Raw genomic sequence first — 4,551 nt, 5'->3', positions numbered from 1 at the left:
GCGACTCGCGAGCAACTCGATCTGCAACGAAAGGCTCTCGCGAAAGCCGCCAATCACCTTTCGTTTCAACCGCGAATCGCACCGTTGGAGATTGTTGACGGCGAAACGGCAACGGTGTTCGCATACGATCTGCGGGATCTCGGTTGGCACGTCCAGCCTTACCGTAGCGCGGCCAAGGAAGCCAACCGGGCTGACTACAACTTGTATGATTTGGTTCTACTGGAGTACCCGTATTCGATCGCTTATGAAGCGTCGGAGACCTATGACCGTCTGGCGATGGAGTACATGCATCCGGCGGGCATGGTGCGTCCGATCCCGTATGTGCGTGTGGATTGGTTTTGCAGCACCGCGTTGCAACCGGCTTTGTACAACGACCTGATGCGACTGCCGATTCACCTCGATGATCTCGAAGAACAACTCGGTGTCGATTCACAAAGCAACGTGCGAGACGGAATCGCACAACGTGGCGCCGTTGCGGTATCGGGCGTGTCGCATAACAACCGTGCGATGGAACGACATCCGTCCAATCACGGTTCGTATTGGAAGAGCATCGATTACGCGTCGAGCAAAGGACGTGACAATTTGTTCGCCGATCCGATCAACCTGCACGGTGCGGGCGGTGAGATGATCTTTTCGCTGCCGAACGGTTTGCAAGGGTACTACCTCGCGACCGGCGACGGTCAGCGTCTCGACGCGGCACCGACGGAAATCGTGACAGACAAGTTTTCAGAGGACAAAACGGTTCGCAACGGGCTGTCGTGTATCCGATGTCACGATCGAGGAATGAAGCCGTTTCGAGACGACGTGCGAGCGGCGGTGATCGATCTGCCGGGCAGCTACGGTTTTGACAAACGCAAAGTCGCGGAACTTTATCCGACCAAACAAACGATGGATGAGTTCATCGAGGAGGATCGCGAACGATTCTTGATCGCGATGAAAAAGGTCAACGGCGACGACTCCGATGACGAAACACTGACGCCCGTCGCACGTCGGTTCATGGATGCTCCGATCGCGTACAACACCGCGATCGGTGAGCTGGGACTGCGAAGTGAGAATTCGTTCGAGGGAATGTTCCGTTCGCCGCAGTTTGCCGGTGCCGGGTTGGTTCCGCTGAGCAACAACGGCGTCATCCGACGCGACATGTGGGAAGATTATTTCCCGTCGGTCGTTGAGTTCCTCGGATTGGGTGTTCCGGTGATCCCGGTCGACGCGATCACTCGACCGGACTTCCGTGTCGACGGATCGAGCATCGACGTTGTGCTGTCCACTTCCAAGACGAACAACCTGTTTAGCCCTGGCGACGACCTAGTTATCTTTGCCAAAAACGAAGGCAAGACGGAGGTATACGTCGAGATGATCGGCACGGGCGTCGGCGGCGAGAAGGTCGTGCTGATCCCCACCGGCCGAACACTCGCTCCAGGAGAGACACTGCGATTTCCCGAGAGTGGTGCGTTGAAAGTGCAATCAACGCTCGGCAACGAAAAGATCACCTTGTTTACCAGTCTCGACGAATTCGAAGGTGGGCAGGTTTTGAGAGCCGAGCACATGGCGGATCGATTCATTCACCCTTTCTATAAACTCAACGTCCATGGGGCGGTTGCCCAGATCGAACAGAACGCTAGTCGCATTGAGAAGCGAACGTTGACGATTGAAACGCGATAGTTATCGCACATACATACCCCTGAAAGTTCACTTCACCTGAAAACGATAATCTCATGATGATGACAAACTCTCTCGGACGACTCGCGGTAGGTCTGCTTTTTTGCGCCGTTTGCAGCGGGCTGGGCCAGCCAGTGCATGCAGCCGACGAGTTGGAAAAGGGTTTGATCTCGGCATCCGAAGCGGTGCTGGAGCATGCCCGCAAAAAAGGTTACAAGAACATCGGTGTGTTGAAGTTTGCGGTGAAGAACCATCACGATCCGACCGGCGGTCACGACTCGGCCTTGGGGAGGCGACTGGCGGACAAGTTGGAAATGGCGTTGCTTTTGAATGTGGACATTAAAGATCCCATCGGTATCGCGAAGAACGCGAGTGATACCGCGGCGACAATCGCGGGCGCGAGTCATCTGTCCTCGTCGCAGGAAGCACGTGAGGAGCTGTTTGTGAAAAAATATCCGATGTCATGGGGGTCGCAGGATCAGCCGATCGATGCGTTCTATTCCGGGTCGGCCGTTCTGGTGAAGGATCTCTCTAAGATCGTTGTCGGTTTCCGGGTTCTCGACGCGGCGACCGGATCGCTCGAGTGGCTGCCAAATTTGAGGGTTGAGGTGAAGCCGGGGTTTGATGAACTGATGGATGCCGGGCAAAGCTTCACAACCCGCGGCATTTTCGATTCGGCAAACATCAAACTAACGAGTTCCGAACGAAAGGAGAAAGCGACGGAAGAAGCAACGTTGACTTCGCTCGATGTCTCGGACGCATCCGACACGCAGCAAACCGGCAGCAAACATCCGCTGTCGCCTGACAACACGGATTCGCCGATCACGTTTGAAGTTCACTACGACAACCAGCCGCAGAAAATTCGTATCGAAAGTGGCCTCGCTTTCGTTGCGGAACCTGAGGAGGATCAAAACGTGATGTTTGTCGTTCGCCGCAAAGGCAGCGCCCGCCCCCGTCTCGCTGTGGTGGTGAAGGTGAATGGTGAAAACACGCTGAGAAAGCAAACGCTGCCGGACGCGAAATGCGGTGCGTGGATCTTTGAACCACACATGGATGTGTTTGGGATCAAGGGATATCAACTGAACCAAAATGAGCGTGAGCCGTTTCGCGTTCTTTCCGACAGCGAGTCGATCGAGAAGGAGATCGACTATGGATCCCACGCGGGAACGATCACCATTTCGGTCTTTCCCGAATTGAAGGAGACTCCCAAGGAGGACCCTGAAGAATCAACAGACGACCTGCTGGCGTTGCTCGAAGAAGCCGAGCATCCAAGACGTAAACCGAGCACCTTGGCAGCACTGCGGTCGACGTTGAATCCGAAGGTGAATCATCTCGCGACGCGTGGTTTGATCGGCGGCGGTAGCAAGGTCAACGCATCGGTGGAGAAGACGAAAATGCAGCGAGACACGGTTCCGATGATGAGTGCGACGCTGCGGTATTACAACCCGAGCGATTTGCCGGAGTGACGTGGGAACACGTAGCTCGGTCTCTACAGAGACCGAGGGTTGTTGGTTTGTTCCGAGTCTCTGAGAGGCTCGGCTACGTGTAGACGCGGCAGCCGTTCGCTCAATGCGAATGGTTCGACAACCGTTAGCTGAAACGCAATACGCTGTAGGTCTCGACGGCTTGTTCGAGCAACGTCATCGAGATCATGGCTGGGTGTTTGCACAGGACCAAAGGCAGCATCGGTAGTTGGGCCGCAATCAAACGGGCCAGCAATCGATCGGGCGGTTCTCGTTCGGCGAGGTCGCCCCGGCGGACTTGCAGGATCGCCGTGTTCAAGGTTGGGCCGAACGGGCCGTAGGGAACTTCAGCGATTCGTTTTTCGCGTGCGGCGAAGTAACCCGCGCCGCTCGCAACGGGCGACCAATCCAATTCGGGGTCGAGTTTCGCGGCTTCGACGAAGTTGCTCGATTGCTCATAGATATCGATCAACAAACCACGCGGAAAGAAATCCTCCGTGGTCGGTTGTGAGGGATTTTCGATGAGACCGATTGCCGATTGAATGGCTCGGTCGGCGTTGCCTCGGAACCATTCGGCACGAGCCAGTTCGGTTTTCAAGAACCGTGATGCGGGATGCAGGCCGGTCGCGCGACGCATGAACTGCATGCCTTGCGAATCTTCGAATCGAATGATCTTCAGCCAACCGGCCTGATGGTGAACCTGCCAATGATTGGGGCTGTTGCGAGCCAGATCACGCAGGACTTTGTCAGCCGAATCGAAGTCCGCGAGCACTTGATAGTCGAGCATCGCACGTGCGAGCAAGGCTTCCCGGTTACCGGGCGACAAAGACAACGCTCGCAACGCGGACTCTTGGCTGAGCGTGATCAGTTCGCTCGCGCGTGCGTCATCGGTTCGGGCGGCGAGGCTGATCGACGTGACCGCGATGCCCGCGTGTGCCTGTGCGTAGTTAAAGTCAACTTTGGCGGCGTGTTTGAAACACTTCAGGGCCGTTTCCATCGCGGCGGTGGTGCCGGGATCCGACAGCGTGCGACCTTTGATCAAACACGTGAAGGCTTCCGGGTTGTTGATCTTCTCTCGTTCTTCGCTCTTGGTCAGTTCCCGTCCGATTGCCGTTGCGAGTTCATGAGCCAACGCGGACTGTTCGATCAGGTTATCGCCGGCGGCGGTTGGAATCACCAGTCCTTCGATCAGCTTGCCAGTTTTACCGGAGACGATGTCGACGTTGACCGTCATGATGCGACTCGAGTTCGGTCCCGCTTGCGCGACCGAGAACGTGCCGGCCACCAAGGCATCGACTTGCAACAAGTCCGCTGCTTCCTGGAATTCGGACGGCAGTGAGGCAGAGATCGGAACGTATTTGGGAACCGTGATGCCTTCGATCCGCGACAACTCGTTGACCAACAGACCGGACAACAATTCGCCTTGATC

Annotated in this window: 3 protein-coding genes; 2 read left to right on the top strand and 1 reads right to left on the bottom strand. The window is 56.2% G+C overall.

Features of this window, described 5'->3' with window-relative positions; translation table 11 throughout:
* Both RSSM_RS27390 and RSSM_RS27385 read left to right on the top strand, forming a co-directional pair.
* A partial coding sequence (locus tag RSSM_RS27390; RefSeq protein WP_144060166.1) for a hypothetical protein occupies positions 1–1,662 on the top strand: 1,662 nt, incomplete at its 5' end.
* 53 nt (positions 1,663–1,715) lie between these two features.
* A complete protein-coding gene (locus RSSM_RS27385; protein ID WP_008687443.1) occupies positions 1,716–3,125 on the top strand; it encodes a hypothetical protein in 1,410 nt (469 codons plus the stop codon).
* A 124-nt stretch (positions 3,126–3,249) separates the two neighbouring features.
* Here the strand turns inward: RSSM_RS27385 and RSSM_RS34000 are convergent.
* Positions 3,250–4,551, bottom strand: a 1,302-nt coding sequence (locus tag RSSM_RS34000) for a tetratricopeptide repeat protein (RefSeq protein WP_044303813.1), incomplete at its 5' end; no start/stop codon positions are given.

The sequence above is a fragment of the Aporhodopirellula sallentina SM41 genome, assembly GCF_000346505.1.
Lineage (GTDB): Bacteria > Planctomycetota > Planctomycetia > Pirellulales > Pirellulaceae > Rhodopirellula > Rhodopirellula sallentina.
The sequence above is the reverse complement of the archived record's forward strand: the minus strand, read 5'-3'. Positions and strand labels throughout refer to the sequence as shown.

Bases quoted from the DNA above. Each gene is read 5' to 3' on its own strand.
- RSSM_RS27385 (WP_008687443.1), top strand. From the start codon at position 1,716: ATGATGATGACAAACTCTCTCGGACGACTCGCGGTAGGTCTGCTTTTT.